Here is a 23,783-nt window from a genome sequence, read left to right on the forward strand (position 1 = left end):
GGTACTTTACCTAGAGTTTGACATTATTACAATTTAATTGCTAGATAAGCTTCAGAATGGAAGATTGAACATGAAAAAAAACATTTATTCAAATATCAAAGATTCAGATGCTTTGGAAAGTTTTTTTGAATGCATAACTTCTTGTAGCCTCAATAGTGAGGGAGTAGATTGCACAACAGCATGTTATGTAAAACATTTAGAACCAAACAATGTCGATTATCCTTTAAATTTTGCATAAGCAAAGCTTATTAATAATTGTTATATTTCATAAATGTTATTTCCTCCTCCTCAAGTTATTTTTGGTCTATTGTTTTTATCTATAGCAGTAGTTCTCATCTGGGATATAAGATATAATCCTTTTGGAGAAGACGAAGACGGTATTTAATCTTCAACTAGGAAGCTGATTTGTAGGTGGTGCTTGAAATCGCCGTTTCTTTCTTTTGAGTATTTTATAAGCAACTAAAGAGCCTAATAATAACAATGTAATGGCTATTGAATTAATCATATCAAGTAGTTTTATATATATAAAAACAAATATGTCCTAAAAATCAATGATAAATTTATTTTTCAAAAGTTAATAAATATGGACTAATTTTTAATATTTAGCTTTGACATTAGGGGGCCAAAACAACCAAGAAAAAATGCTTATTTGACCAAAAGTAATTTCTATGGAATAAGAATAAGTCACTTTTTCTTATTTCTCATTTGATATTGCAGAACAGCTTTTAGGTGTTGTACTTCTTTTTCTAAAGTCTCAATTCTTTTTTCTAGTTCTTCATTAGTTGCCATATTTTATAAAGATAATTAATTCATATTTATACTATTAAAAAAAGACTTTTTATTCATAGTAAATGTCTAATAAGTAATAGAACCTATTGATGTGAATAATCTCTCTAGATAAATTATGCAGAGTATAAATTTAGGGGTAATTTATGAGTGGAGATTATGAGACACTAGAAATAAATCAACCTAAAATTACATATCTTAAGAAAAGATCCGAAAATAATACAGAATGGTTAGATGAATTAATCAACCAAATTGAAGATATGAAAAACAATATATCCAAATCTGCTTAATGACAGAAAAAGAGTTGAAGGAATTAGAGAAATTTGCAAAAGAAAATGGATACAATGACGAGCTAAAAGATATATATTTAAGGGAAGTTATTGACAGAGATAAAGAATACGAATGAAATCTAATTTTCGACCAAACATTCGACTTGCTACAAACATTCTTTTAGTTATTGGTACTTTTGCAATTGCTTTAAAGATTACTCCAATAGCAAAGGTATATAAGGAAAAAAATTTATGTATTAAATATTTAAAACATCAAATAGATCGAGACAAACTTATCAAAAGACTAAAAATAGTTAAACAAGCAAACCCATCTAGTATTTGTGAATCTATCCTCAAAAGTTAAAAATGCGTATTATTCTTAAAAATTTTAAATTTTTTATTTTTTTATTTTTCTTATCTCTAAATTTAAATAATTATTCTCTTGCACATATGAGGGGTACATTTCTTTCTGAGGAGGAAGCTGAAAAAAGGGCTTTAGAAATTGGTTGCGAAGGAATACATAAGAATCAAGATAAATGGATGCCATGCAAAAACGAAAAAGAATTACATATCTATTTGAGGAAATAGATGGAAAAATTAAAAACAAATCAAAGAAAAATTCACAGAAAAATAACCGCAATTTCAGCAATCCCCTTACTAATTACTATTGTATCTGGGACTATTTATAGTATTCTTCAACCATTAGGAGTAGATGCTTTTTGGTTAATAAAATGGCATACCGGTAATTTTGGCATTATTAATTTGCAACCTTTTTACTCGATATTTCTTGGTATAGCTTCAATAATCTCAATAATATCTGGCGTTAAACTATTACAAAAAAAATCTTAGATATATTCAAAGCCAAGCCAAAATCTAACTAATTAATACTATTTGCGACCCCACTTACTAAGAAAATTATCGCTCCTAGCGCCATTGTTGCTACACCCATATAAGGGTATTTCTTAATTCTTGATTTAGTAATTGGAAGCCATGAAAGGTATCTATCAGATTTATTTAATTCATTTTTTTGACTAGGAGGTAATCCTAATTCTTCTCTTCTTTTAGCTTCGCCCATAATCTTAAATTTGTTTATGTTTCAATATTAAAAATTATGTTCTACACCTGCGAGTTAACTTTATTAAAAACAGAGGTCCTTTGTAGATAAACAAATTATTTTAAATTTATTTAACCTTCTTTAAATATAGATTCTTTGTATTTGCCTGATCTGATGTAAATAACAAAATTAATATAGTTCCAACTAGAAATGAAAAAATCATTGTCAAACCAACAACTTCAACCATTTCACTAGGAAGATAATTTAGAAACATTAATGAATAGATCTCTTATCTTAAACTTAGCAATTGTATTTTTTATGTAAAGTAAATATTACTCCTTAAATTTCGAAAAGAACTTTCAGAGACTTTTTAATCTTTATTTGTTTTTATTTGCAGGATAAATCTAGTTCTAACCGATCACAATTTTCTTACTTAGCTATTCCTATTTTCTTAAGCAATTTCAGGTAAGGCAACGCCCAATCACCAAAGGTAAAAGAGATTGTCGTATTTTTCGTAGTTGGAAATAATGTTTTAGAACGTGTAGAGACTAATTTAGAAAATATCTTAATAGTCTCTACTTCTAGATTATCCATATACAATTTTTTTTGAACAAATCGATCTTTCTTTTGGGGCAAAAAATTTTCTATAAACCATAAAACTTGATCTAAATTTGATTTATTGGGTACGGTTTTAATTTGTTTATTTTCCTTTTTAAACATATTTATTAACCTCTTAATTGCTGAATTAAATTTGCCATTTATATAATTTAAATCAATAGTAAAAGCATTAAAATTATGTTCTTTTTAATAATCGGTAAACGAAAAATAAATTAATAATTACGTTATTTTTATAAAAAAAAAAAAAAGAGAGGGATAAAACCCACTCTTAATTGATCAGTTTAAAAAAAAGAATTTAATTTTTTGATTCTTTCAATTGCATTTCTTTTTGTGTTTTCCTGATTCTTTCTTCAAAGACGGATCTTCTGTATGGAGTAACTTCACCACTTTTAGTAGCCAAAAGTTGGGCTTCATATAGCCTATTGGCTCTTATGATTTTTTCTCTTATTTGTAAGAGGTTATTCATGGTCTTTTGCAGTTAATGAGAATCCCGTTCCCTACTCCCATTTCATGCGTCCAGAGATATAAACTTGGATGAACGTAAATGAACAATAACATCTTTAAAAAAATTCTGCGAGAGTAATTTTTACTAAATTTTTCTCAAAAAAATAAATATTGCATAGATAGTATAAATAAGGTTTTAATATTTCCTAAATTAGGATAAGAAAATTGTTTGCGACCCATCATTATTATCCTGAATCACTATTTTTTTATTAGGGAAAATATCTGATAATATTCTCTTCAAATTTGAACTATCTGAATGAATTATATTACTCATATTTTTTGAATTAATTTTCCAATTTTCATCTACAAATAGTTCTTTATCATCGCCTTTTTCATTCTGAAGTGATGTTTTATTTAGAATCTTAAGTAACAGTTCTGAATCATAATTTTTAAATTCTTCAGGGCCCTCTTTAAAATTTTTAATCATTATTTAGAAATCTAATTTTCCTAAATCTTGCATAAGAAATTTGAAGAATACAAGGTATTAATTACCTAAAAATCTCTCTTAAGATAAAAAAATCTAGATGCAATTAAAATAATTTTCTTTAGAAAATTTAATTCCAAAATAGCTAAAGAATGATATTTAAAAAGATTAATTAATCATTTACACCATTTATTTACTTGTTAGGTTGCAATTAAGGGAATCAGAAAAGATGCCAAGAGTAATTAACAAAAAAATTAGACTTTTAAGATGGTTAAACTCAGGCATGATACTACCATTTATCATTATGGCTGCATCTTCATCAATCATTCTTTATGGTGTTTTATTTATCCTAATAAAATAGTTTTTTAATTTAAGCAGCTAATTTTTCCTCAGATTTAGACATAATTATTGCAGCTTTTTTTAATAAACTAACTACTTCTTTTCTTCCAACTGCATTATCAGCTTGACGCATTATTTCATAATAATTTTTATTTATTTTCTTCATAAATAGTTTTAATTTAATCTAAAATTACAACACCATATCATTGTGTCAACTGTAAATAATTCTCATATATTATTTCTTTGATTATTTTTTGCACAATAAAAAATTTCTCATTTATTATCCTTCAAGTTTTTTTAATTGATGATGCCAAAAAATCATAAATATCAAAATTAATAATCCTTTTAATTAAGCTATATTGAAGGATTTGAAAACATAAAATAAACCTCCGATTAGGATCAGTATCGCAGCTCCATAAAAAAGAAAAGGGATAATTGGATACTTATACAATGTAGTCCTTACTTTTTGTTGTATGGCTTTTTTATCAAGTTGAGGTAACTTTATATCTTCTGTTTTTTCTCTAGGCGGAATACCTAAATTTGTTCTTCTCTTTGCCTCTCCCATAATTAATACTGAGGAATTCCCATACATTTTAAATAATTTTTATCCGCTAAATCTAAAATTTGATTCCATTCTTCATGAGATGTTTCCAAATTATTTTTAAAATCTTTTTCGAATTTAAGAATACATCTTTTTTCTATATTTTCTGGAGAATTATAGTTTCTCAAAAAAGTAAAACTCAAATACGATAATGATGAAAAAACTATAAGTACTTTAGCGATTCTAAAATTATTCATATCTTAGATCCTATTTCCTTATAAATAAATTACTTTTTGGTTTTATAATTAATTGAATCTATTAAAAAAAATTATCAAATGATAAATTCGGTAAATTTTAACCTTTTGCCTATTCAGGATTTGGTTGTTTCAGGGTTAATAATCTTTATAATGTCCACGATTATTGCCAATATTTATGACCCATTATTGGGAATAACTTATGCATTTGGGAATATACTTACTCTTACTTTTTTGAGTTGGTTATACAAAGAGACTTGGAGTGATCCAAAGAAATAAATCAAATTCAAAAAAGATAAATAAAAAAACTACTTCTGTATTTTTAACTTTGAAGAATACTTTAAATTAACAATGAAAGTTGCAACAAGAGATAGTATCAAAAAAAATAATAAGCTCTCTAGAGTAGATTGAGGCATCACCATAATAAGTACCAAAAATAATACATTTCTACAAAAACGAATTCTGAAGAAAAATCAACCCTTTAATTATTTTTTATTTTCAAATTAATAAATCCCAATCCCAAAAAATGAATGTGCAATAAACAATAAACTAAATAATGTTAAGAAAATTAATCCTATCCAGCTTATTGTTTTTAGAAAAAATCCATATCTATTTTTAATTGGTACTAATTTGCTATTTATAGTATCCATTGCCATCCATGCAAATAAAGGTGCGGTTAGAAAGCTTCCAGTCATTGCAGCAAATACAAAATCTTTTACTCCTATACCTCCAGACCTTGCAATCAGCAAAGCTATTAATGATGCAAAGATATGTATAATCATCCAAATTTGAAATCTATTTCGCTCTGCATTGGAATCCATACGTCCAAAATCAGTCCCTCTCAATAAGCCTTGAATAGCAGAAATACTTCTTGGATATGCATCTAGACAAGTAATTGTAGTACTAAACATTGCGGCAAATGCTGCAGGTATTATGATCCATTTAGCCCAATTACCAATAGATTTAGTGTAAAGGAGTATTAACTTTTGAGCAAAGGAGACTCCACTTCCGGAAAGCATTCCATCGCCAGTACCATACATCGTTATTGCTCCAAGAGTAAGGAAGAAAATAGCCGTAACAACAGTTATTATGTAACCGAGATTAAAATCAAATTCTGCTTCACTGATATTTGGCCTATAATTTGAATCTTTCGCTCGAGAAAACATCCATAAAGAAGGCCAAACACATAACTCTACTGGGCAAGGCATCCATCCCATTAAAGGGATCAAAAAAGCTAAATTTTTTAACTTCCATGGGCTGATTTCTGGTTCAAAAAAACTCATATTTAATGACTCATTTATTGAACCTTTGAACAAAAGCGATAAAACTGCAAATAATGTTAATAAAGTTAGTAGAGATACTAAAATTTTTGAAATCCTATCAAGGGCTTTATATTTACCAAGAATTAATATCATTCCAGAAACAATCAGGATTCCTATAGACAAATCCATGGCTGGAAAAGCTGAGAAAAAGGGAATATTAGTTAAAAGGACACCAGAAACAAAACTTACAGCGGCTACAGTAAAAGTACCTGTAATTAGACTAACTATTAGAAATAAAGGAAGATATAAAGAATTCTGCTCTTTGAAACCTTCTAATAATGATTTACCAGTAGATGCTGTAAATCTAGTCCCAACCAATAAGAATGGATATTTTAAAAGATTAGTAAGAAGGATTAGGCCAACTAATGAAAATCCAAACCTTGCACCAGCAGTAGTTGATGACAATAAATGAGAACCCCCAATAGCCGCTCCAGCAAGCAAAATTCCTGGACCTAAACTTTTTTGTATTCCTTTTGTTAAATTCATGTCTTTAATCAAATGATTTAATTTAATTTTTGAGCCCTTCTAAACTTATTTTTTAATACTCTTTTTTTAAACACAAAATCAGATAATGAGTGAAAAATAAAAAGAATAATTAGTAATCCTATTCGAACTTTCATAAGATTTCTCCTTCAAATATGCTTTTATCAGATATTTATTTTGTATTCAACCTCTTTTCTCCATAAGATCCTCAAAAACCTATCTAAAACATCTAATTCCTTTTTATCAAAACTTTTTATTTTCTTTTTATTTTGTTTTTGCATAAATTATTACTTAAGTATTTCAACTTTAAACTGAGCTAAAAAACACACAATAAGCAAAACTTCTTAAAACTCAAGGTAGTTTGGATTGTTTTTAATTTGATATATATTTTTCTGCTCTTCTTAATGCTTTTATTGCACCTCTATAATCAAGATTTTTTAATTTTTCCTGACTTTTACGTTCCAACATTTTCACTATTTCATTTATCTTTATTGCATTAATTTTAAGTTTATGATCGAATATAAGATCAAATTTTGAGCAATACAAACTAGATAATTCTTTTCTATATTCTTGAATCATTTTTTCATCACAAGAATTAGATTTCAATATTGCATTAGCTTTAATTTTGTCTTCTAAAGCGCCTTTAAAATTTCCTCCTTTAAATTTATTTTCACTTGATCTAGTCAGCTTAATAAGATTTTCCAATATCAATCGCCCAGAATCTTCCATTTTTTTTTTTTCTAAATTCAAGACAATCCTATCAGCATAAAGAAAAAACAACTTAATTTTTTAATACTAAAAAAATTAACCAATAACAAGTCCTTTTTCAAGAAGTAAATCGAAAACCTCCACACTTTTCGTTTTTCCAAATTGGGTGGGCTTATGTAAATCTAATAATTGAGCAAGGCACATAATCCAATAAGTATCTTTTTTTAAATTTAGACCTTCGCAAATATGGGAGGGTGCCAATTTAAAACAGCCAAAATCTGTAGATATATTAATATTCATTATTTGAGTTTCAAGTTCCAGATTTAAGAGTTCTATTTCTTGCTCAGAAAGGGATGACCCAAGAGAATATGATTCAATTAAAAGTTGGTAATTCATAAAAAAAATTATTTTTTTAGGAAATCCAGCGAGTGATTTTTGTCCCCTCGTAAATATGTCCTGAAGCTTCTACTATAGGTTTTGTTTCAGGATTCATAAAAATATCATATAAAACATTTTCTGGTCCTTGAAAAATTACAGTCGCCCTTTGAGGATCATCTAATGATTTACCAATATAAAATGTTTTAACTCCCATTTCTTTAAACATTGTCTGCTGTTCTTTTGCATTCATATGTGATTCATACTCCTCATAGGTATTACTTAGTTGAAAATCTAAAATAGTCGTTTCAGTAGTCATAAGAATAATTAAAGTTTTTTAATTCTAAAATCTTTATCAAAAAATTAATCTAAAAAAAATTAGTTTTTATTAAGCAAAGTGTTAACTAATTTTCATTTATGAGTTATAAATCAACTATAAAAAAAGATTTTAATTTTGGACTCAAAAATTTCTCAGAGAGAACAATGGACTAGTAAGCTAGGATTCATTCTCGCAGCTGCTGGTAGTGCAGTAGGTCTAGGCAACCTTTGGGGTTTTGCTTACAGAGCATCTCAAGGTGGAGGTGCGGCTTTTGTACTTTTATATATATTGATCGTTTTAATTGTATGTCTTCCGGTATTTGTTGCTGAAATGGCTCTAGGAAGAAACGCAATGGCAAGCACATTGCTTGCGCCTGTTAAGCTGGCTGGTAAGAATTGGTATCCATTAGGAATTCTTTTCTTCATAGCTCCTTTAGGAATAGCATCATATTATTCAGTGATAATGGGATGGACTGCAGATACCTTGTTCCATTCTTTATTTTTTGGATTACCAAAAAATTTAACTGAAGCAGAAACCTTCTTTGGCTCGATTAGTAGTGGCAGCAGTGTTTTATTGGGCCATCTATTAAGTCTAGTACTTACAGCAATAATAGTTTCATCAGGTATAAAAAAAGGTATAGAAAAGGTTACTAGATATTTCATGCCAATCCTTTTCATAATTATTGTAATTCTTGCTATTTGGGCTACTTCACTTTCAGGAGCATGGGAAGGATATAAAACATTTCTACTTAAGTTTGACTTTAATGAATTGAGAAATCCTCAAACAATAAGAAACGCTTTTACACAAGCATTCTTTTCATTAAGCTTAGGGATTGGAATTATGGTTACCTACGCATCCTATTTAAATAAAAAAAGTAATCTTCCAAAACTAAGTGTTGGAGTTGCATCATTAGATACTTTGGTTGGACTAATGGCTGGATTTATAACTTTCCCAATAGTTTTAACATTCGGTTTAAGTGACGCTATTTCTGAATCCACTGTTGGTGCTTTATTTATCTCAATTCCAACAGGTCTAGGTTCATATGGTGCGGCAGGTAGAATTGTAGCTGTTGCATTTTTTGCATTAGCTTATATCGCAGCCATAACTTCATCTGTTTCATTATTAGAGGTTCCAGTTTCCTCTTTAATGGATAAATTCGGCTTTAAAAGAGAAAAATCAGTTTGGCTGATAACTCTTTTCCTATTTTTAGCAGGCATCCCTTCTGCATTAAATTTAAATATTCTTGGAACAATTGATTCGATTTTTGGTGGCGTATTACTTATCTTTGGTGGATTCTTGGTTACTTTCTTTATGGGATGGGTGGTCCCTGGAAAATTCAATGAAGAGCTTAGTGATTCAAAAGTTGGAATCAAAACGACACGTTATTTGAAATTCATGACAAGATGGGTTGCCCCTCCAATTATTGGTTTTGGACTATTTATTAGTGTTTTTGATTTGCTGAAAGGCTGGGTAAGTTAGGCAATACTTTGCTGCGGAACTTTTTTAAGTAAATATTAAATTTTAAGTTCTATTAAATTTTAAAAGTAAAAGCATAAACCATCCCTGATAAGAAAATATATAAGATATATCTAGATGTTGAATTTAAAGAAATTACAACGCAATCAACAATAGATTACAAATTTAATGTCAACCACGTCTAATTCATTTAAAGAAAAGCTTACGAAAAATTTTTCTGAATTTTCTCAATTATCTGACTATTCTTTTATGAATTGTCTCAAAGCAGATCCTCAATCAACAAAAGATGGAAATGATCATAAGCCGCGTTCAGTATATTCAGGCCATTACGTACCAGTTCTCCCAACTGCTATTCAAGATCCAGAATATATTTCTCATAGCAACAAACTTTTTAAAGAACTAAGGCTAAGCTCAGATCTTACTAAAGACCAAAATTTTTGTCGTTTTTTCTCAGGTGATATTTCTGTTGCTAAATATCCAATGAGCCCTTTTGGTTGGGCAACAGGTTATGCATTATCAATTTACGGGACTGAATATACCCAACAATGTCCTTTTGGAACTGGCAATGGTTATGGCGATGGCAGAGCAATTTCTGTTTTTGAAGGTTTATTCAATGGGAAAAGAATGGAAATGCAACTTAAAGGAGGAGGTCCAACTCCCTATTGTCGCGGAGCAGATGGTAGAGCTGTCTTAAGGTCTAGCGTACGAGAATTTCTCGCACAGGAATTAATGAATGCCTTGGGAATCCCCACCTCAAGATCTTTAACACTTTATGTCTCACGTTCAGAAATAGTAAGAAGACCGTGGTATTCCAAAGGGTCCAGATATTTTGAACCTGATATCATGATTGATAATCAAGCGGCAATTACTACGAGAGTCGCTCCATCTTTTTTACGTGTAGGCCAGATTGAACTTTTTGCAAGACGAGTTCGTAATAATGCGCATGATGAGGCCCTCAATGAACTAAAGATGATAGTTCAACATCTAATTGATAGAAATTATAAAGATGAAATTGAATATGAGATTTCAATTGAAAGTAAAGTAATAAAACTGGCTTCTTTATATAGATCAAGACTTATGTCACTTATAGCCAACTGGATGAGAGTTGGTTATTGCCAGGGTAATTTCAATAGTGATAATTGTGCTGCTGGAGGTTATACCTTGGATTATGGCCCCTTTGGATTCTGTGAATTATTTGATCCAAGATTTCAGCCATGGACAGGTGGAGGTGAACATTTCTCATTTTTTAACCAGCCTTCTGCAGCGGCAATCAACTTTAAAACATTCTGTTCATCTCTTAGTCCGTTACTTTCACAAAGCAAACAAGATCAAGAAAAGTTAGATCAAATCGAAAAAGAATTTTCTGAATTAATGAATAAGGAATTGATGAAAATGTGGGCAAACAAGCTTGGTTTAGAACATTACAACGAAACTATAATAAATGAATTTTTTAATCTCATGGTCATTTCAAAAGCAGACTATACAATTTTGTTCCGTAAACTGTCTGAAATACCTGATAACTTAGATTCTTTAAAAGACTGTTTCTATTTACCAATTAATGACGAGCTCAATAATAGTTGGGAAGTATGGCTTGAAAACTGGCAATCAGTCTTGAAGAAAGAGGGAAATATTAAAGCAAAATCGGCATCAATGAAATCCCTTAATCCAGTCTATACTTGGCGCGAATGGATGGTCGTTCCCGCATATGAAGAAGCTGAAAAGGGAAATTACAAAAAAATAAAAGAGTTACAGGATGTCTTTAGCAATCCATATGTAGAACAACCCCCAGAAATAGATCAAAAATATAATCGACTAAAGCCAAGCCAGTATTTTAACTATGGAGGAGTATCTCATTACAGTTGTTCTTCATAAAAGTTAAATCCTCATACTGATAGAACAACTCTGAGAAAAATCTTATTTATTTATGGCCGTAGGCATTCCAACTACTGATACAACTCCCACATGAAGTATGGCCGGCTTCTTTCCAACATTTTTCACATAGTGTGGGGCACCATTATTACTCTCAATAAATGCATCACCTGCTTTAAAGAAATTAATTTCTTCACCCCTCACATGCTTTAATCTTCCTCTGGTGACATGAATCAACATTGGGGAAGGATGAGTATGAATTGGAGTTTTCAACCCAACTGGAATTTTTACTTTTAAGAGTCTCAATTCAGGCTTACCCTCGAGATAATTAAAATTTTTACCACTTAGTCCTTTTGAACTTTGAATAATAGGTATAACTTCAATCTTTTCTTCAGCAAGAGAAGGTTGTGGTAAAGCTAAAGTCCCAATAAAAAGGAAACAAAATGGAATAAATGTTTTTATTTTCATTAGATAAATGAGATTCACTAATAATAGGTAGTTTGCAAAAATAATAAACTAATTTATTTTTTATATAACTTTTCTAATTGCTTAATTTCCTCTCTTAAATCCTTACCTCTCTTATTTAATTTATTATTTTTAATAACTATTGGGATAATCCACCAGGATTGAAGACCTAAAAAGATAAATACTAAGATCAATAATTCAAAAGTACCTGGCTGCATTTGATAAATAACCCTTCTTTCTTAATAACATTATTCTAAAAGTTATTAAACATTCATGAGATTTGGAATTTTCCTAGGCTGCCTCTAATTCAATATTAAGTTCAACTCCCTTTGAAATGATTGCTTCTTTAAATTCAATAAGTTTGGAAATTATTCTTTGCTTCTCAGGATCAGTTTTGTGAATATCATCTACAACTTCCTGCATTGCAAGTGTTACTTTTTGTAGTTTGATTTCTAGATCTTCCCTGTAATTCATAAGCTTAAAGAAATTATCTTATTTATTAAAAAACAAAATAATTATTAGTAAATAAGTACTTAACCTTAAAAGGATTGACAGCAAAACAAGGAGGATATAATTTATAGTACAAACGTATTAATAGTCAGTCGGCCGATTAAAGGTAAAGTATGGAGCCTAAGTACTCATTTGGTTGTAGCACTAGCAAACCCAACGGATGCCTACTAAATCCCGAAGGCAGCAGAATCATATTTTTCGAAGAATGCAAAAATTCTCCTAAACCTAATTTAAAAATTCATACTCATCTTTTCTACACAAATCACCTCGGAGAACCTGGAGGGTACAAATCCTCTGAAAAATTCAACATAGATTCAGCCTGGGAAAAGTGGCACGAACTGCACCAAAAAGGATGGACAGAAGTATCTCATAATTACGGATAAGTGATCCGGCCAAGAAAAAGCCTTTATAGATGAAAGGTGTAAACTAGCTCCTTTTTTTTTATCTTGCTATAAAAATAATAAAAGATGATTTAACTTCTTCTGCTTCAATGAAATATTGTGGAATTAACTGAGCTAATTAGGGATTACGTTGCTACAGAATTATTATCAAGTATTGAACTTGACTTTCTTGAAGGAGAATTATGGGAAACTACACAACATATCGCAGAAATAAATACACTAATCAAAGCCCCTAAAAACATATGCAAGAAATTAGGACTAGATGAAAAATCTTGTTGGCATTTATGCAGTGCAGCAGTTCTTGACACCTCAAGACCATTAAAAAATAGACAAAATAGAGTTGATGATTTTAAAAAACTAATTAATCTAAATGAAATCAGCTACATATAAAAAAGACTCAATTATACGTTTACTTATTGCATCAATTCTTTTTTTTATACCACTAGAAGGTTTTGCTGATGAAAAGCAAAGAGAAATTGAGAATGAAGCTATAAATCTTGTCATTAAAAAATATGGAAAAGGCCTAGAAAATAGATTAAAAGGAACTGGAGTAACCCCCAGTTATCGAAGTTGGTATGAAAATGATTGTTTTGTAAGTATTGCAGCAGGTACATACCAGGAAGATACTTGGTCGGCAATAAAGTGGTTTAGCGTTAATGTCTGTTCTGAATCAGCTGAAATAATGGAAAGTGAATGAAGGGAATTAGACGCCTATTAGTTTTGCAGCATTTAGAAATAGAGGGGCCAGGTCTTTTTGAACAATTTGCTAAAGAAAGAAATTTAAAAATTGAAATAATTCGTTTAGATAATAAAAATGCTCTGCCAAAAACAAAAAATGGTGACTTAATTTTAATTATGGGTGGACCAATGGGAGTTAAAGATATTGGAAGTGACAGATATCCATGGCTTAAGTTAGAAAGAGATTTTATAAAAAAAGAATTAGAAAATGAGAGACCTATGATCGGTGTTTGCTTAGGTGCTCAGTTGCTTGCGAGTGCTGCTGGCGGAGATGTAGAAATTCTTAAATATGGATCACCTCCAAAATCATTACCAGAAATTGGATGGTCTCAGATTTTTATAGACAAATCGAATAAAGACTTTAAAGCACTATTTGAAGACCCTTTTCATGTACTGCATTGGCATGGAGATAGGATTTTATTACCTAATAAAGCAGTACTCATTGCTAGTAGTGCACGTTGTAAGGAACAGTTTTTTAGGATTGGTAATTTTGCTTACGGATTACAATTCCATATAGAGACAACGGGAGGAATGATAAATAAGTGGATTAAAGAAGATAAAGAATTTGTCTTTAAAGGATTGGGCTCAAATGGTCAGAAAATTTTAAAAGAAGAGAATAAAAAATATATTGATAAAACTTTTTACAAAAGAAAGCTTTTAATAAATAAATTATTTGAATTATTAGATAATTAAAAAGGGAATAATATAATCGTCCAGTAAAAAAGGGCTTGATAAAGCCCTGAAAAAAAATTAAAAAGGATTTCTACTAGAAAATTCCTGGAAGAATTTGACCAGTAAAATAATAAGCTCCTACAAGAGCAAACATTCCAAGCATTGCAGCTTTACCATTAAGCTTTTCAGCTTTTTCGGTCATGATTTTTTTTGCGAATTCCATAATAAAGTTAAATATATTATGTCTAAAAATTAATTATTATAATTTCAGAATGATGTAGTTTTTTCTACCAAATTGATATCTTTCTAAAGATTTAAAAATAAATACTTAAACAACGAAATGAACTCTTAATAGTTTTCGAGCCAATCTGTAAAGCGGAGCAAGCCTAAAAAACAACTATTTAAAAGTATATGTCACGTATTTGTGACAGTTATGTAGTAATTATCTTGAAAATAACTTAATTTTGGCTTAATACTTTACATTTGTTAATAGTAGTGTTACATTAGTTAACAATTACACAACTTCAATGGCTAATTCAAACGTTACTACTGAATCAGGTGGCAGACAGAATATGTTTCCTACTGAGACACGTCCTTACATAGATGAGTCTGTTTCTTACGACAGCTACCCACAAAATGCAGAAAAAGTTAACGGTCGTTGGGCAATGATTGGGCTTGTTGCGTTAGTAGGTGCTTACGTTTCAACCGGACAAATTATTCCTGGCATTTTTTAATGAGTCCACTTTCAGGTTTCCTAGCCGTAATTGTATTCTTTACAGCCATCCTCGTTGCTTATTTAACCAAACAATTTCAAAACGAAAATTTAAACTATTCATCTTCTAATCAAATGAAAAACACAAACACAAAAGTCAAAACAATCGAAAAAGAAAAAGTTGTTGCTGAAACTCTTAACGGCAGATTCGCAATGCTTGGATTAATTGCTGCTGTTGGAGCATATCTAACAACTGGTCAAATAATTCCTGGTTTCGTTTAAAAACCTACTATTTAACATTTCTACAAATCAGAAAAATGGAAAATTCAAAAACAACTTATTGGCAAAACGCCGAGAGAACTAATGGAAGAATGGCAATGATGGGCTTATTTGCATTAGTTGTAAATTATGGCTTATTCGGATGGATAATCCCAGGAATTTTTTAAAATGAATTTAGGCTTACTTTTTCTTAAAGTAAATACTTTAGGAGTTATAACTCTTTCTGAACTTGATTGGGTAACTAACCATCAATCTGAATTTTCAAGGCTGGATATGGCTTTAGTTATTAAAATCGGCCGTCTTATGGATTCTGGAGTAGTGGAAATTGATAATAGATTGCCTGTTTAATTTTTAAAAAGTGATTGTCATGAGTGTTTGTCAATAGGGATACTGACAAACACTTTTTTATGAGAAAAAATATTAAAAAAAAAAGAGATTGTTTCTTAGCTAAAAACAATCTCTCAATTACCTAATTCTTACATGAAAATTTCAAGTAAGCATTCAGATCTTAACTGATTTGTTTTTATAGTAAATCCGTAAAAATGCTTTTGTAATTTATCTTTTTAAACCACCTCTTTTTATCCAAAGGAACCATGTAACCCAAATAGGAGGAAGGAATCTGATTAAAAAAGAAATTTTATATATATAAAATGGGGCATTTTCACTTTGAAATAAATTCATCAAAAAGGAAGATATAGTTACCCAAAGTAAAATTATTAATATATTTGCTCCCAACAAAGCGAACTTATTTTGTTTGAATATTTTTGGCATAAAATAGATTTTTTATATTCTTAATTTTAAATAATCTCGGGAAATAAATTATACATTTTCAAAAAAACTTCAAATTTAAAATCCATATCCAAATAAAAAAAGTACTAAATTTCAATCCCTCTCCAAATAACAATCCAAAAGCGATAGGAGGAGAAAATATTAAAAAAAGAATAGAGAATAAACTAAATAACGCAAATGATCCTCTTTGAAAAAAATTCTTTCTTTTTGTTCTCCTTAGATTTTTTAAAGTATTCCACTCCCATTCGATAAACTTATAGAACTTTTCTGATAATAAAAAAAAATACTTCATTAATATATTTAATTTCTATCGGCTTTTCTTATTTATAAAATTAATTTCACCTGTTAGCAATAAACCTTATCCCCTTCTTCAGAAAGATAGTAAATTTTATTTTCTGAACTTACGAAGAAAGTTAATCCCTTATATTGTGATCTTTTAAATTTATCTAATCTAAGTTTGTGTAAATCCCAATTATCAGTACTTATGTCAGGATTAAATTCTTGTTCTTTTAAGAAAGGTACATAAGTTGGACTAATTGTTGTTTTTTGGGCTAACCCTCTATTTCGTTTTGAATAAAAAAGTAATAAAAATAAAAGTACCAAAAAAAGAATTAATAATATATTTGTCATTGTCAATTTTTCTAATTTGAAAAAACTTTATTTGGAGAATCAAGAACTTTTCACAATAAATTTCTTAGTAAGTAAAAAATCCTATTTTTATATTCTTGTATTTTTGAATACTTATCAAGGGGTTACCTAAATCAGATTATAAAATGAGTCGCATTTTCAACATGACTCAAAATTCCATGAATACTCCTTATGCAAAAAGAGTAGCTGAAAAATTTAGAGAGGCTCAAAACTATTTAAAAACTAATGGTTTTAGTAGATCAACTAAACATTTACTGGAAGATATTGAAAATTCTGTTGAAAAATAATGCCTATACCCCCTCACTTACCTCAACTACAATATGGCTACAATGATGGCTTTACAACCATTGTTTTTGGGTTGATAGGAAGTTGCTTAGGATGTATCTTAATTTTATTAATTTCTTTTTTTGAATTTAAATTCAAAAAGCATAATAGTAAGCCTTAAGATACTTACTAAACGTTAAATAAGAACTCCATTACATCACCTTCGTTAACAATATATTCCTTACCTTCACTTCTTAAAAGACCTTTAGTTTTTGCATTAGCAATTGAACCTGAATCAATTAAATTTTGATACGAAATAGTCTGAGCTCTTATAAATCCTTTTTCAAAATCAGTATGAATTACTCCTGCTGCCTGAGGCGCAGTCATCCCATCTTTTATTGTCCAAGCTTTTGTCTCCTTTTCTCCGGTAGTGAAATAAGTTTTTAATCCCAATAATTTATATGTTGATCTAATTAAAGAACTTAATCCCCCTTCATCTACTCCTAAGCCAATAAGGTAGTCTTTTTTATCTTCTGGTTCTAACTCTATTAATTCAGATTCAACTTGCGCTGATATTTTTATACATTCTGTATTTTCATTGCTTGCAAAACTCTGAACTGTTGATGAAAAATCATTACCTTCAGCTAAATCATTTTCATTCAAATTAGTTGCGTAAATAATTGGTTTAGCAGTGAGGAAGCCTAATTGCTTAATTATTAAATTTTCTTCTTCATTCAAAGATATTGATCTAACTGAAAGACCTTTCTCTAGCTCTTCTTCAATTTTTTCTAGTAAGGAATCTTCTTTTGCTGCCTCTTTACTAGTTCTAACCTGTTTTTTAATTCTTTCTCTTCTTTTTTGGAGTTGAGATAAATCAGCTAAATTCAATTCTAGATTAATTATCTCAATGTCATCCAAGGGATCTACCTTTCCGGAAACATGAATTACATCACTATCTTCAAAGCACCTTACAACATGAACTATTGCATCAACCTCCCTAATATTTGATAAAAATTTATTTCCCAAACCTTCGCCTTTACTAGCTCCTTTTACTAGTCCTGCGATATCTACAAATTCAATTTTTGTTGGGATAATATTTTGGCTACAACTTAAATTACCTAACTCTTGCAATCTTTGATCTGGGACTGAAACTATACCTTTATTAGGTTCTATAGTACAAAAGGGAAAATTAGCCGCTTGGGCCTTAGCATTTTCTACAAGTGCATTAAATAGAGTTGATTTTCCAACATTTGGTAATCCAATAATACCTGCTTTTAACATTTGAAAAAACTTATGGAAAAATTATCAAGAAAACATCTTCTAGTAATATAGTATTTACTTAACCAATCTTGGATAAGTTAATTATAATCGTCTTGATTATTTATTTAGTTCCTAAATATTATCTACTTCTGCTTTTAAAAAGAAATGTTTGATTTAATAAAAAAAAATATTAATTTAAGAAGTGGAGTTATACTGCTTTCTCTAGCTATATTTTTCGTTTTTATAACTAATTCCTTCAAGAAAAATAAGTCAAAAGATATTTCTGATTTTGTAGTTCAAGTTGAAAAAGGAATCCTCTCAGATTCAATTAATACTAGTGGTGAAGTAAAAGCAATAAGGGCAAGCAATATTGGGCCTCGGAAGCAAGGCGTAATAAAAGAAATCAAAGTAGATGAGGGCGATCTTGTAAAAAAAGATCAGATTTTAGCCTCTCTTGATGATGAAGACTTTATCTATAAAATTGAAGAACTTGAATTAAATGTAAAAAAACAAAAATCTGAATTTTTAAGAAGGGAATATTTATATCAAGAAGGCGCGGTAAGTAAAGAAGACTATGAAAGTTATAAAAATAACTACAACATTAGTAGCGCAAAACTTAATGATGCAAAAGCTGAAAAAAGTTTCTATCAAATTAAAGCTCCTTATGGAGGGAAAATAACTGCAAAATATGCTGAGATAGGATCTTATGTCACACCAAGTACAAACTTAAGTTCAGACCCTAAAACCAAAAACTTTATTTTTGAACTATCAGAGGGCTTAGAAATTGTTGCTAAAGTTCCTGAGAGTGACATTGGCAGAATAAAAATAGGTCAAGAAGCCTCAGTAAGAATTGAGGCTTATCCCTCACAAAAATATAGTGCCATAGTTAAAAAAATAGCTACAAGAGCTGTAAAAGATAATAATGTAACCTCATTCGAAGTAACTTTAAATTTTAAAGATATTTCTGAAGAAATTAAAATTGGAATGACTGCAGATCTTGAATTTAGAGTCGAAGGTAAAGAAGAAAAAATCCTAGTGCCAACAGTTTCTATTGTTACAGAAAAAGGTGAGAAAGGAATTTTGAAAGTTGATAAAAACAATTCTCCCAAATTTGAAAAAATCGAAATTGGTATTAGTAGTGGAAATAAAACTTCAGTCATTGATGGATTAGAACCTGGAGAGCAAATCTTTATTGATATTCCACCTTGGGCTAAGAAGAGAAAATGAGTTTAAAATCTGAAAACTCTAAAAAACCAATTTTACTTTTAGTCGATGGCCACTCACTTGCTTTTAGAAGCTTCTATGCATTTAGCAAAGGGATTGATGGAGGTTTAACTACCAAAGAGGGATTTCCAACAAGTGTTACTTATGGATTCCTAAAAAGTCTTCTGGATAATTGCAAAAATATTAGTCCTGAGGGTGTTTGTATTACGTTTGATACCGAAAAACCAACTTTCAGACATGAATTAGATCCAAATTATAAGGCCAATAGAGATGTGGCTCCAGATGTTTTTTTTCAGGATATTGAACAACTAGAAATCATTTTAGAAGAAAGCCTTAATTTACCAATTTTTAAATCTCCAGGATACGAAGCAGATGATCTCCTAGGCACAATTGCGAATGATGCTTCTTCTAAAGGATGGTGCGTGAATATTCTTTCTGGAGATAGGGACTTATTTCAATTAGTAGATGATCAAAAAGATATTTATGTACTTTATATGGGTGGTGGTCCATATGCGAAAAGTGGAAATCCAACTCTTATGAATGAAAATGGAGTAAAAGAAAAATTAGGTGTTGCGCCAGAAAGAGTAGTTGATCTTAAAGCCCTAACTGGTGATAGTTCTGATAATATTCCGGGTATTAAAGGGGTAGGTCCAAAAACTGCAATTAATCTACTAAAAGAGAACGACACGCTTGATGGAATCTATCAGGCTTTGGACAAGATTCAGCAGAACAACGATAAGAAATATAAAGGATTCATCAAAGGTTCAGTTATAGAAAAGCTAAGAAACGATAAACATAATGCTTTTCTTTCTAGGGATTTAGCAAAAATAAATACTGAGGTGCCTTTAATTTTAAGTAACGGTTATGAATTAAAAAATATAAATCAAGAACTACTTTCAGAGTCACTGCAAAAACTAGAACTATCAACACTACTTAGACAAATTGATATTTTCAATTCAACTTTCAGTAAAGGTGGTTTTGACAAAAATAATGCAGCTAAAGAGGAGGAGAAGGAGAAGGCACCAAAAGTTTCAAGTTCTAATGAATTAGAAAATAGTGAGAATAAAATACCTAAAATCAATGTAACTGTTGTAAATGATTTCGAATTACTTGATAAATTAATCCAAAGATTAGATAAGACCAATCAAATAGTTTCTTTAGATACGGAGACCAATAGTTTGAATCCAATCGATGCAGAACTTGTTGGGATAGGGTTATGTCTTGGAGAAGAAAATGATGATTTATTTTATATTCCTCTTGGTCATCAAACAAAAAAAGAGACTTCCAATCAATTATCAATTGAAGATGTTTTCTCAAAGCTAAGATATTGGATAGAAGATCCAAACAAAGAAAAGGCACTCCAAAATTCTAAATTTGATAGGCAAATATTTTTTAATCATGGACTTGATCTTAAAGGCGTAACCTTTGACACCTTGTTAGCAGACTACCTTCTTAATAATCAGGAGAAACATGGGTTAAGTGAAATTAGTTTTAGATTATTTGGATTTAAGCCCCCCTCATTTAAGGAAACCGTTGGGAAAAATAAAGACTTTTCATTTGTTGATATTGATGAAGCAAGTATTTACTGCGGTTATGATGTTTTTCTAACTTTTAAGATTGTCAAAATTTTTAAAGAAAGTTTTTCAAAGGAAAAAGATGAATTAATCAAATTGTTCGAAGAAATCGAGCTGCCTTTAGAGCCGGTATTGTCCCAAATGGAAATGAATGGCATAACCATCGACATCCCTTATTTGGATAAACTCTCAAAAGAATTAAAAAGTACCTTAGAAGATATTGAAAGTAAAGTTTATGAGTTAGCAGAGGAGAGTTTCAATCTATCTTCACCAAAACAACTTGGTGAGATCTTGTTTGAAAAATTAAATTTGGATAAGAAAAAATCACGGAAAACAAAAACAGGATGGAGTACAGATGCAGTAGTTCTGGAACGATTAGTCGACGAACATGAAATAATCCAACATTTAATCAAACATAGAACTCTTAGCAAATTACTTAGCACCTATATTGATGCTCTTCCAAATCTTATTAACGAAAAGACAGGAAGAGTTCATACAAACTTTAATCAAGCTGCTACAGCGACTGGGAGACTAAGCAGTAGCAATCCTAATCTTCAAAATATCCCGGTTAGGACTGAATTTAGTAGGAGAATCAGAAAAGCATTCTTGCCTGAAAAAAATTGGAAACTTTTGTCAGCTGATTATTCTCAGATCGAATTAAGAATACTCGCTCACTTAGCGGATGAAGAAATACTAATAAATGCATTTCATAAAAATGATGACATTCATTCTTTGACTGCAAGATTAATTTTTGAAAAAGAAGAAATTTCTTCTGATGAGAGGAGAGTTGGGAAAACAATAAATTTCGGAGTTATCTATGGTATGGGAATTAAAAAGTTTGCACGTTCTACAGGAGTAAGTACTCCAGAAGCAAAAGAATTCCTAATAAAATACAAAGAAAGATATTCAAAAATTTTCAAATTTCTTGAACTTCAAGAAAGGCTTGCCTTATCAAAAGGTTATGTAAAAACAATTTTTGGTAGAAAGAGAGAATTTAAGTTTGATAAAAATGGACTTGGAAGACTAATAGGAAAAGATCCTTACGAAATTGATTTACAATCCGCAAGAAGAGCTGGCATGGAAGCACAGTCACTAAGAGCCGCAGCCAATGCCCCAATTCAGGGTTCAAGTGCAGATATTATTAAAATTGCAATGGTTCAACTAAATAAAAAATTCATAGAAATGAATGTTCCAGCAAAAATGCTTTTACAAGTACATGATGAATTATTGTTTGAAGTTGAACCAGAATCTTTGGAAATTACGACGAAATTAGTAAAGAAGACTATGGAAGATTGTGTAAAATTAAATGTGCCTCTTTTAGTTGATATTGGAATTGGAGACAATTGGATGGAGACAAAATAAACCTTATGAAATACTTATTTTAAGATGATCAAACTTTTTAATACTTTAAGCAAAAAAGTTGAGGTTTTTAAGCCTATTGATGATGTAGTAAAAATTTATTGTTGTGGGGTAACTGTTTATGATTTATGTCATCTTGGTCATGCCAGAAGTTATATCGCTTGGGATGTATTGAGAAGATTTTTAATTTACAGTGATTTCAAAGTGAAGTATGTTCAAAATTTTACAGATATTGATGACAAGATTTTAAAAAGAGCGAAAGAAGAAAGCAGTTCAATGAAGGAAGTATCTGAAAAAAATATCATTGAATTTCATAAAGATATGGATTCTTTAGGGATAATGCGTCCTGATAGCATGCCAAGGGCAACGAATCATATATGCAATATCTGCTCCTTCATAACAATCCTTGAGGACAAAGGTTATGCATACTCTAGAGATGGAGACGTTTATTATTCTGTTTTCAAAAATAAAAATTATGGAAAGCTAAGTAATCAAAATTTACAAGAACAAAATATCAATCAGCAAGGAAGAATGGTTAATGAAGAAAATAGTAAAAAACTTAATCCGCAAGATTTTGCGCTATGGAAAAAAGCCAAAGATGATGAACCATTTTTTGATTCGCCATGGGGGAAAGGTAGGCCAGGATGGCATATTGAATGTTCGGCGATGGTTAAAGATGAATTAGGAGATACTATCGATATCCATTTAGGTGGTTCTGATTTGATTTTTCCACATCATGAGAATGAAATCGCCCAATCAGAAGCAGCCAATGGCAAAAAGCTAGCGAACTATTGGTTACACAATGGGATGGTCAATGTAAATGGACAAAAGATGAGTAAATCCCTTAAAAATTTTAAAACTATCAGAGAGCTAATTAAGTCAGGTATAAGCCCTATGACTTTGCGATATTTTGTTATGACTGTGAATTATAGAAAACCACTTGATTTTACTGAAGAAGCTTTAAGGAGTGCTTCAGAAGCTTGGAAAAATATTAATGTAGCCCTTTCTTTTATGGATCTTACAAAAGGTATTTTTAGATCTATTGATAAAAATGAATCTATCGAAGAAGAATATAAAGAGAAAATAAGTTTTGAATTATCTCAAAAAAAACTTAAATTTTCTGAGGCTCTGGGGAATGACCTCAATACAGCAGGTGCTATTGCAATTATTTACGATTTAGCGAAACCATTAAAAAACTTTTTAAACCAATTTCAAAGGGTTGAAGGTTTTAAAATAGACCTAAATCAAAAATTCTTTCTACTTGAAAATTTTAAAACTCTTGAAAAGTTGACAGAGGTACTTGGTCTTAAAAAAGAAGTTTTAGTAAAAGAAAGTAAAATAACAGAAGAAGAAATATCATCTCTTATACATGAAAGATTGAAAGCAAAAATAGAAAAGAATTATGCGAAGGCCGATGAAATAAGAAATTTGTTAAAAGAAAAAGGTATCGAACTTATTGATCAATCAAAGGAAATAACAACATGGATAAGGGTCTAAATTTTAAGAAAAAAACCAATTTGAAATTTTTGTTTTTTAAATACACCATT

At 30.1% G+C, this 23,783-nt stretch carries 37 protein-coding genes and 1 pseudogene; 20 read left to right on the top strand and 18 right to left on the bottom strand.

Translation table 11 applies throughout. From position 1 onward, the window contains the following. The first annotated feature begins 70 nt into the window (after nt 1-70). The 5 genes from EW14_RS10365 (at nt 71) to EW14_RS06240 (ending at nt 1,904) form a co-directional block, all read left to right on the top strand. The gene (locus EW14_RS10365; RefSeq protein WP_197049557.1) at nt 71-238 is read left to right on the top strand and encodes a hypothetical protein; all 168 of its coding nucleotides are present in this window, start codon (nt 71-73) and stop codon (nt 236-238) included. 694 nt (nt 239-932) lie between these two features. Beyond that, nucleotides 933-1,076 (top strand): hypothetical protein, encoded by a 144-nt coding sequence (locus EW14_RS10370; RefSeq protein ID WP_197049558.1) that lies wholly within the window; start codon nt 933-935, stop codon nt 1,074-1,076. Nucleotides 1,077-1,188: 112 nt separating this feature from the next. Beyond that, nucleotides 1,189-1,419: a hypothetical protein gene (locus EW14_RS06230; protein ID WP_042850643.1), complete on the top strand. Its 231-nt coding sequence runs from the start codon at nt 1,189-1,191 to the stop codon at nt 1,417-1,419. 2 nt (nt 1,420-1,421) lie between these two features. Beyond that, nucleotides 1,422-1,643 carry a DUF3721 domain-containing protein gene (locus EW14_RS10560; RefSeq protein ID WP_225866624.1) on the top strand — a complete coding sequence of 74 codons (222 nt, stop codon included), beginning with the start codon at nt 1,422-1,424 and terminating at the stop codon, nt 1,641-1,643. After that, nucleotides 1,644-1,904 carry a hypothetical protein gene (locus EW14_RS06240; protein ID WP_025979844.1) on the top strand — a complete coding sequence of 87 codons (261 nt, stop codon included), beginning with the start codon at nt 1,644-1,646 and terminating at the stop codon, nt 1,902-1,904. Nucleotides 1,905-1,932: 28 nt separating this feature from the next. On the opposite strand, the gene EW14_RS06245 is transcribed toward EW14_RS06240, so the two are convergent. From EW14_RS06245 to EW14_RS06265, 8 genes are all read right to left on the bottom strand, one after another. Continuing rightward, nucleotides 1,933-2,130, bottom strand: coding sequence for a DUF2839 family protein (locus tag EW14_RS06245; RefSeq protein ID WP_042850646.1), 198 nt, complete (start codon nt 2,128-2,130; stop codon nt 1,933-1,935). 106 nt (nt 2,131-2,236) lie between these two features. Further along, nucleotides 2,237-2,383, bottom strand: a complete 147-nt coding sequence (locus EW14_RS10375) for a hypothetical protein (RefSeq protein WP_197049559.1) — start codon at nt 2,381-2,383, stop codon at nt 2,237-2,239. Nucleotides 2,384-2,538: 155 nt separating this feature from the next. Then, nucleotides 2,539-2,829, bottom strand: coding sequence for a hypothetical protein (locus EW14_RS06250; RefSeq protein ID WP_042850647.1), 291 nt, complete (start codon nt 2,827-2,829; stop codon nt 2,539-2,541). 193 nt (nt 2,830-3,022) lie between these two features. Next, on the bottom strand, nt 3,023-3,193 hold the full coding sequence (locus EW14_RS10380) for a hypothetical protein (protein WP_197049560.1): 171 nt from the start codon (nt 3,191-3,193) through the stop codon (nt 3,023-3,025). A 189-nt stretch (nt 3,194-3,382) separates the two neighbouring features. Beyond that, nucleotides 3,383-3,658 (bottom strand): hypothetical protein, encoded by a 276-nt coding sequence (locus tag EW14_RS06255; protein WP_042850648.1) that lies wholly within the window; start codon nt 3,656-3,658, stop codon nt 3,383-3,385. A gap of 367 nt (nt 3,659-4,025) precedes the next feature. Then, nucleotides 4,026-4,160, bottom strand: a complete 135-nt coding sequence (locus EW14_RS10620) for a hypothetical protein (RefSeq protein ID WP_255347390.1) — start codon at nt 4,158-4,160, stop codon at nt 4,026-4,028. A 183-nt stretch (nt 4,161-4,343) separates the two neighbouring features. After that, on the bottom strand, nt 4,344-4,586 hold the full coding sequence (locus tag EW14_RS06260; protein ID WP_081925743.1) for a DUF2839 family protein: 243 nt from the start codon (nt 4,584-4,586) through the stop codon (nt 4,344-4,346). Then, complete coding sequence (locus EW14_RS06265; protein WP_042850650.1) at nt 4,562-4,792, bottom strand: hypothetical protein; 231 nt, start codon at nt 4,790-4,792, stop codon at nt 4,562-4,564. The genes EW14_RS06260 and EW14_RS06265 overlap by 25 nt, the downstream gene beginning before the upstream one ends. A gap of 150 nt (nt 4,793-4,942) precedes the next feature. On the opposite strand from EW14_RS06265, the gene EW14_RS10625 reads away from it, so the two are divergent. Further along, nucleotides 4,943-5,068: a hypothetical protein gene (locus EW14_RS10625; protein WP_011863239.1), complete on the top strand. Its 126-nt coding sequence runs from the start codon at nt 4,943-4,945 to the stop codon at nt 5,066-5,068. Nucleotides 5,069-5,292: 224 nt separating this feature from the next. Here EW14_RS10625 and EW14_RS06275 read toward each other — a convergent pair whose 3' ends face one another. The 4 genes from EW14_RS06275 to EW14_RS06290 form a co-directional block, all read right to left on the bottom strand. Further along, nucleotides 5,293-6,597 carry an NRAMP family divalent metal transporter gene (locus tag EW14_RS06275; protein ID WP_042850652.1) on the bottom strand — a complete coding sequence of 435 codons (1,305 nt, stop codon included), beginning with the start codon at nt 6,595-6,597 and terminating at the stop codon, nt 5,293-5,295. A gap of 369 nt (nt 6,598-6,966) precedes the next feature. Further along, nucleotides 6,967-7,323, bottom strand: a complete 357-nt coding sequence (locus tag EW14_RS06280; RefSeq protein WP_042851335.1) for a hypothetical protein — start codon at nt 7,321-7,323, stop codon at nt 6,967-6,969. A gap of 75 nt (nt 7,324-7,398) precedes the next feature. Next, nucleotides 7,399-7,698: a hypothetical protein gene (locus EW14_RS06285; protein ID WP_042850653.1), complete on the bottom strand. Its 300-nt coding sequence runs from the start codon at nt 7,696-7,698 to the stop codon at nt 7,399-7,401. Between the two features lie 16 nt (nt 7,699-7,714). Continuing rightward, the gene (locus tag EW14_RS06290) at nt 7,715-7,996 is read right to left on the bottom strand and encodes a DUF3764 family protein (RefSeq protein ID WP_042850654.1); all 282 of its coding nucleotides are present in this window, start codon (nt 7,994-7,996) and stop codon (nt 7,715-7,717) included. Nucleotides 7,997-8,131: 135 nt separating this feature from the next. Here EW14_RS06290 and EW14_RS06295 point away from each other — a divergent pair, with 135 nt between their 5' ends. Together EW14_RS06295 and EW14_RS06300 are read left to right on the top strand one after the other, a co-directional pair. Further along, a complete protein-coding gene (locus EW14_RS06295) occupies nt 8,132-9,475 on the top strand; it encodes a sodium-dependent transporter (RefSeq protein WP_011818723.1) in 1,344 nt (447 codons plus the stop codon). Between the two features lie 165 nt (nt 9,476-9,640). After that, entirely contained in the window at nt 9,641-11,344 is a 1,704-nt protein-coding gene (locus EW14_RS06300; protein ID WP_042850655.1) for a protein adenylyltransferase SelO family protein, read from the top strand. 42 nt (nt 11,345-11,386) lie between these two features. Here the strand turns inward: EW14_RS06300 and EW14_RS06305 are convergent, their stop codons facing one another. The 3 genes from EW14_RS06305 to EW14_RS06310 all read right to left on the bottom strand — a co-directional run bounded on the left by EW14_RS06305 (nt 11,387) and on the right by EW14_RS06310 (nt 12,280). Further along, nucleotides 11,387-11,809, bottom strand: a complete 423-nt coding sequence (locus EW14_RS06305) for a cupin domain-containing protein (protein ID WP_042850656.1) — start codon at nt 11,807-11,809, stop codon at nt 11,387-11,389. Between the two features lie 53 nt (nt 11,810-11,862). Further along, entirely contained in the window at nt 11,863-12,024 is a 162-nt protein-coding gene (locus EW14_RS10385; RefSeq protein WP_197049561.1) for a hypothetical protein, read from the bottom strand. Between the two features lie 73 nt (nt 12,025-12,097). Then, nucleotides 12,098-12,280 carry a hypothetical protein gene (locus tag EW14_RS06310; RefSeq protein WP_042850657.1) on the bottom strand — a complete coding sequence of 61 codons (183 nt, stop codon included), beginning with the start codon at nt 12,278-12,280 and terminating at the stop codon, nt 12,098-12,100. A 149-nt stretch (nt 12,281-12,429) separates the two neighbouring features. Between EW14_RS06310 and EW14_RS06315 the strand changes: the two genes are divergently transcribed. The 4 genes from EW14_RS06315 to EW14_RS06330 all read left to right on the top strand — a co-directional run bounded on the left by EW14_RS06315 (nt 12,430) and on the right by EW14_RS06330 (nt 14,148). Then, complete coding sequence (locus EW14_RS06315; protein WP_042850658.1) at nt 12,430-12,699, top strand: DUF1651 domain-containing protein; 270 nt, start codon at nt 12,430-12,432, stop codon at nt 12,697-12,699. A gap of 117 nt (nt 12,700-12,816) precedes the next feature. Continuing rightward, complete coding sequence (locus tag EW14_RS06320) at nt 12,817-13,107, top strand: hypothetical protein (protein WP_042850659.1); 291 nt, start codon at nt 12,817-12,819, stop codon at nt 13,105-13,107. Continuing rightward, nucleotides 13,088-13,414, top strand: a complete 327-nt coding sequence (locus tag EW14_RS06325; RefSeq protein WP_225866625.1) for a heat-labile enterotoxin alpha chain — start codon at nt 13,088-13,090, stop codon at nt 13,412-13,414. The genes EW14_RS06320 and EW14_RS06325 overlap by 20 nt, the downstream gene beginning before the upstream one ends. Next, a complete protein-coding gene (locus tag EW14_RS06330; RefSeq protein ID WP_081925745.1) occupies nt 13,411-14,148 on the top strand; it encodes a type 1 glutamine amidotransferase in 738 nt (245 codons plus the stop codon). Before EW14_RS06325 ends, EW14_RS06330 begins: the two co-directional genes overlap by 4 nt. Before the next feature lie 73 nt (nt 14,149-14,221). Here EW14_RS06330 and EW14_RS06335 read toward each other — a convergent pair whose 3' ends face one another. Then, the gene (locus tag EW14_RS06335; protein WP_011863249.1) at nt 14,222-14,350 is read right to left on the bottom strand and encodes a high light inducible protein; all 129 of its coding nucleotides are present in this window, start codon (nt 14,348-14,350) and stop codon (nt 14,222-14,224) included. A 304-nt stretch (nt 14,351-14,654) separates the two neighbouring features. On the opposite strand from EW14_RS06335, the gene EW14_RS06340 reads away from it, so the two are divergent. From EW14_RS06340 to EW14_RS06355, 4 genes and pseudogenes are all read left to right on the top strand, one after another. Then, nucleotides 14,655-14,861 carry a high light inducible protein gene (locus tag EW14_RS06340; RefSeq protein WP_011376777.1) on the top strand — a complete coding sequence of 69 codons (207 nt, stop codon included), beginning with the start codon at nt 14,655-14,657 and terminating at the stop codon, nt 14,859-14,861. Then, a complete protein-coding gene (locus EW14_RS06345) occupies nt 14,861-15,121 on the top strand; it encodes a chlorophyll a/b-binding protein (RefSeq protein WP_002805301.1) in 261 nt (86 codons plus the stop codon). The genes EW14_RS06340 and EW14_RS06345 overlap by 1 nt, the downstream gene beginning before the upstream one ends. 56 nt (nt 15,122-15,177) lie before the next feature. Beyond that, nucleotides 15,178-15,285: pseudogene (locus EW14_RS06350) on the top strand (chlorophyll a/b-binding protein); the annotation flags it as partial. Between the two features lies 1 nt (nt 15,286). After that, entirely contained in the window at nt 15,287-15,466 is a 180-nt protein-coding gene (locus EW14_RS06355; RefSeq protein ID WP_025961322.1) for a hypothetical protein, read from the top strand. 786 nt (nt 15,467-16,252) lie between these two features. Here the strand turns inward: EW14_RS06355 and EW14_RS06370 are convergent. Further along, entirely contained in the window at nt 16,253-16,537 is a 285-nt protein-coding gene (locus EW14_RS06370; protein ID WP_042850662.1) for a hypothetical protein, read from the bottom strand. 161 nt (nt 16,538-16,698) lie between these two features. Here EW14_RS06370 and EW14_RS10100 point away from each other — a divergent pair, with 161 nt between their 5' ends. Beyond that, nucleotides 16,699-16,842 (top strand): hypothetical protein, encoded by a 144-nt coding sequence (locus tag EW14_RS10100; protein WP_011863263.1) that lies wholly within the window; start codon nt 16,699-16,701, stop codon nt 16,840-16,842. Between the two features lie 166 nt (nt 16,843-17,008). On the opposite strand, the gene ychF is transcribed toward EW14_RS10100, so the two are convergent. Beyond that, complete coding sequence (ychF, locus tag EW14_RS06375) at nt 17,009-18,100, bottom strand: redox-regulated ATPase YchF (RefSeq protein ID WP_042850663.1); 1,092 nt, start codon at nt 18,098-18,100, stop codon at nt 17,009-17,011. Between the two features lie 144 nt (nt 18,101-18,244). On the opposite strand from ychF, the gene EW14_RS06380 reads away from it, so the two are divergent. From EW14_RS06380 to cysS, 3 genes are read left to right on the top strand one after another with little or no spacing between them, the layout of a single operon-like run. After that, nucleotides 18,245-19,306: an efflux RND transporter periplasmic adaptor subunit gene (locus EW14_RS06380; RefSeq protein WP_042850664.1), complete on the top strand. Its 1,062-nt coding sequence runs from the start codon at nt 18,245-18,247 to the stop codon at nt 19,304-19,306. Then, nucleotides 19,303-22,239, top strand: coding sequence for a DNA polymerase I (gene polA, locus EW14_RS06385; RefSeq protein ID WP_042850665.1), 2,937 nt, complete (start codon nt 19,303-19,305; stop codon nt 22,237-22,239). Before EW14_RS06380 ends, polA begins: the two co-directional genes overlap by 4 nt. A 24-nt stretch (nt 22,240-22,263) precedes the next feature. Then, complete coding sequence (gene cysS / locus EW14_RS06390) at nt 22,264-23,733, top strand: cysteine--tRNA ligase (RefSeq protein WP_042850666.1); 1,470 nt, start codon at nt 22,264-22,266, stop codon at nt 23,731-23,733. The last annotated feature ends 50 nt before the right edge of the window (nt 23,734-23,783 follow it).

This window comes from Prochlorococcus sp. MIT 0604 (genome assembly GCF_000757845.1).
In the GTDB taxonomy this organism is placed as follows: Bacteria; Cyanobacteriota; Cyanobacteriia; order PCC-6307; family Cyanobiaceae; genus Prochlorococcus_A.

Excerpts from the sequence above, each read along its gene's own strand:
- EW14_RS06330 (WP_081925745.1), top strand. The coding sequence starts at position 13,411 with ATGAAGGGAATTAGACGCCTATTAGTTTTGCAGCATTTAGAAATAGAG.
- EW14_RS06335 (WP_011863249.1), bottom strand. The coding sequence starts at position 14,350 with ATGGAATTCGCAAAAAAAATCATGACCGAAAAAGCTGAAAAGCTTAAT.
- EW14_RS06380 (WP_042850664.1), top strand. The coding sequence starts at position 18,245 with ATGTTTGATTTAATAAAAAAAAATATTAATTTAAGAAGTGGAGTTATA.
- EW14_RS06250 (WP_042850647.1), bottom strand. The coding sequence starts at position 2,829 with ATGTTTAAAAAGGAAAATAAACAAATTAAAACCGTACCCAATAAATCA.
- EW14_RS10370 (WP_197049558.1), top strand. The coding sequence starts at position 933 with ATGAGTGGAGATTATGAGACACTAGAAATAAATCAACCTAAAATTACA.
- EW14_RS06370 (WP_042850662.1), bottom strand. The coding sequence starts at position 16,537 with ATGACAAATATATTATTAATTCTTTTTTTGGTACTTTTATTTTTATTA.
- EW14_RS10620 (WP_255347390.1), bottom strand. The coding sequence starts at position 4,160 with ATGAAGAAAATAAATAAAAATTATTATGAAATAATGCGTCAAGCTGAT.
- EW14_RS06310 (WP_042850657.1), bottom strand. The coding sequence starts at position 12,280 with ATGAATTACAGGGAAGATCTAGAAATCAAACTACAAAAAGTAACACTT.
- EW14_RS10560 (WP_225866624.1), top strand. The coding sequence starts at position 1,422 with ATGCGTATTATTCTTAAAAATTTTAAATTTTTTATTTTTTTATTTTTC.
- EW14_RS06315 (WP_042850658.1), top strand. The coding sequence starts at position 12,430 with ATGGAGCCTAAGTACTCATTTGGTTGTAGCACTAGCAAACCCAACGGA.
- EW14_RS10380 (WP_197049560.1), bottom strand. The coding sequence starts at position 3,193 with ATGAATAACCTCTTACAAATAAGAGAAAAAATCATAAGAGCCAATAGG.
- EW14_RS06355 (WP_025961322.1), top strand. The coding sequence starts at position 15,287 with ATGAATTTAGGCTTACTTTTTCTTAAAGTAAATACTTTAGGAGTTATA.
- EW14_RS06260 (WP_081925743.1), bottom strand. The coding sequence starts at position 4,586 with ATGTATGGGAATTCCTCAGTATTAATTATGGGAGAGGCAAAGAGAAGA.
- EW14_RS06305 (WP_042850656.1), bottom strand. The coding sequence starts at position 11,809 with ATGAAAATAAAAACATTTATTCCATTTTGTTTCCTTTTTATTGGGACT.
- EW14_RS06280 (WP_042851335.1), bottom strand. The coding sequence starts at position 7,323 with ATGGAAGATTCTGGGCGATTGATATTGGAAAATCTTATTAAGCTGACT.
- EW14_RS06340 (WP_011376777.1), top strand. The coding sequence starts at position 14,655 with ATGGCTAATTCAAACGTTACTACTGAATCAGGTGGCAGACAGAATATG.
- EW14_RS06345 (WP_002805301.1), top strand. The coding sequence starts at position 14,861 with ATGAGTCCACTTTCAGGTTTCCTAGCCGTAATTGTATTCTTTACAGCC.
- EW14_RS06245 (WP_042850646.1), bottom strand. The coding sequence starts at position 2,130 with ATGGGCGAAGCTAAAAGAAGAGAAGAATTAGGATTACCTCCTAGTCAA.
- EW14_RS06265 (WP_042850650.1), bottom strand. The coding sequence starts at position 4,792 with ATGAATAATTTTAGAATCGCTAAAGTACTTATAGTTTTTTCATCATTA.
- ychF (WP_042850663.1), bottom strand. The coding sequence starts at position 18,100 with ATGTTAAAAGCAGGTATTATTGGATTACCAAATGTTGGAAAATCAACT.
- EW14_RS06240 (WP_025979844.1), top strand. The coding sequence starts at position 1,644 with ATGGAAAAATTAAAAACAAATCAAAGAAAAATTCACAGAAAAATAACC.
- EW14_RS10100 (WP_011863263.1), top strand. The coding sequence starts at position 16,699 with ATGACTCAAAATTCCATGAATACTCCTTATGCAAAAAGAGTAGCTGAA.
- EW14_RS06255 (WP_042850648.1), bottom strand. The coding sequence starts at position 3,658 with ATGATTAAAAATTTTAAAGAGGGCCCTGAAGAATTTAAAAATTATGAT.
- EW14_RS06275 (WP_042850652.1), bottom strand. The coding sequence starts at position 6,597 with ATGAATTTAACAAAAGGAATACAAAAAAGTTTAGGTCCAGGAATTTTG.
- EW14_RS10385 (WP_197049561.1), bottom strand. The coding sequence starts at position 12,024 with ATGCAGCCAGGTACTTTTGAATTATTGATCTTAGTATTTATCTTTTTA.
- EW14_RS10625 (WP_011863239.1), top strand. The coding sequence starts at position 4,943 with ATGTCCACGATTATTGCCAATATTTATGACCCATTATTGGGAATAACT.
- EW14_RS10375 (WP_197049559.1), bottom strand. The coding sequence starts at position 2,383 with ATGTTTCTAAATTATCTTCCTAGTGAAATGGTTGAAGTTGTTGGTTTG.
- polA (WP_042850665.1), top strand. The coding sequence starts at position 19,303 with ATGAGTTTAAAATCTGAAAACTCTAAAAAACCAATTTTACTTTTAGTC.
- EW14_RS06230 (WP_042850643.1), top strand. The coding sequence starts at position 1,189 with ATGAAATCTAATTTTCGACCAAACATTCGACTTGCTACAAACATTCTT.
- EW14_RS10365 (WP_197049557.1), top strand. The coding sequence starts at position 71 with ATGAAAAAAAACATTTATTCAAATATCAAAGATTCAGATGCTTTGGAA.
- cysS (WP_042850666.1), top strand. The coding sequence starts at position 22,264 with ATGATCAAACTTTTTAATACTTTAAGCAAAAAAGTTGAGGTTTTTAAG.
- EW14_RS06325 (WP_225866625.1), top strand. The coding sequence starts at position 13,088 with ATGAAATCAGCTACATATAAAAAAGACTCAATTATACGTTTACTTATT.
- EW14_RS06300 (WP_042850655.1), top strand. The coding sequence starts at position 9,641 with ATGTCAACCACGTCTAATTCATTTAAAGAAAAGCTTACGAAAAATTTT.
- EW14_RS06285 (WP_042850653.1), bottom strand. The coding sequence starts at position 7,698 with ATGAATTACCAACTTTTAATTGAATCATATTCTCTTGGGTCATCCCTT.
- EW14_RS06290 (WP_042850654.1), bottom strand. The coding sequence starts at position 7,996 with ATGACTACTGAAACGACTATTTTAGATTTTCAACTAAGTAATACCTAT.